The organism is Synechococcus sp. B60.1, assembly GCF_047462555.1.
Classification (GTDB): Bacteria; Cyanobacteriota; Cyanobacteriia; order Thermostichales; family Thermostichaceae; genus Thermostichus.
The window spans coordinates 1-1,008 of sequence record NZ_JANSJN010000226.1; the positions used below are offsets into that span (position 1 = coordinate 1).

General features: G+C 54.3%; 2 protein-coding genes. Both read left to right on the top strand.

Features of this window, described 5'->3' with window-relative positions:
* Positions 1–260 precede the first annotated feature (260 nt).
* The gene (locus NW863_RS13185) at positions 261–731 is read left to right on the top strand and encodes a photosystem I reaction center protein subunit XI (RefSeq protein WP_414366901.1); all 471 of its coding nucleotides are present in this window, start codon (positions 261–263) and stop codon (positions 729–731) included.
* 38 nt (positions 732–769) lie between these two features.
* Positions 770–883 (top strand): photosystem I reaction center subunit VIII, encoded by a 114-nt coding sequence (locus tag NW863_RS13190; RefSeq protein ID WP_414360509.1) that lies wholly within the window; start codon positions 770–772, stop codon positions 881–883.
* The last annotated feature ends 125 nt before the right edge of the window (positions 884–1,008 follow it).

Consider the following 1,008-nt stretch of genomic DNA (forward strand, 5'->3'; position numbering starts at 1 on the left):
CCTATCTGCAGTCAGCTACTTTACAGGATCTCAGAGGCATCTAGGGGGTAGAGGGGCGGTGGTGCTGGGAAAAGCTGTTTGCCTAGGAGAAGGGCAAGTACTCGGGGGATCCAAGCAAAAAGCTTCTCGGATCCCTTGATAAGGGTCTATATCTCTGTTAAGCGAGCATGAACTTTTTTAACGATCCGGATAGCGGCTGCTGAGAGGAGAACTGAGGCCCCGTAGAATGAATCCCAAAATTCCAGGCAGGACCTTCGGACATGGATTACATTCGCACCTTTAACGACGATCCCTGCGAGGGCCATCTTTCGACGCCTATCAGCGATTCTCCTGTCACCCGTCTGTTTATCAACAACCTCCCCATCAACCGTCCTGGCCTATCGCCGCTGTTGCGGGGGCTGGAGATTGGGTTGGCGCATGGCTATTTTTTGGTGGGGCCAGAAATCGTGGTGGGCCCGCTGCGCGACTATCCTGAGGCAGCTAATTTGGGTGGGCTGGTCACGGCGATGGCAATTGTGTTGCTGGGAACCGCCTGCATGTCGGCCTATGGCAGCGTTACCTTTGGAAACAAGCCGGAAACGCCGGGAGCCAATCCTCTATCTACGGCGCGTGGCTGGGGGGATCTGACGGCAGGATTTTTCTTGGGAGGCATGGGTGGCGTCTTTGCTGCCTACTTCCTGTTGGAGAACTTTGCCGGGATCGACGCCATCTTTCGAGGGTTGGTGAATTAGTTGTCAAGCTTGTCAAGGCACTGGAGAGGAGCAAAACTATGACCGGTTCTTACGCTGCTGCTTATCTTCCTTGGATTTTCGTCCCCATTGTCGGTTGGCTGCTGCCGGCAGTGGCCATGGCCGTGCTCTTTTTGTACATTGAGCGCGACTAATTTGTTCTAGTCTCAATTGGTCTTAGAAGAGGGATCCCTAGAGAAGGGATCCCTTGCTTTTTGGGCAGACCTTGGCGCAACGGCTGTTTCTATCCCCCCTGCTGTCTTCCCAAAAGCTGGGGCAG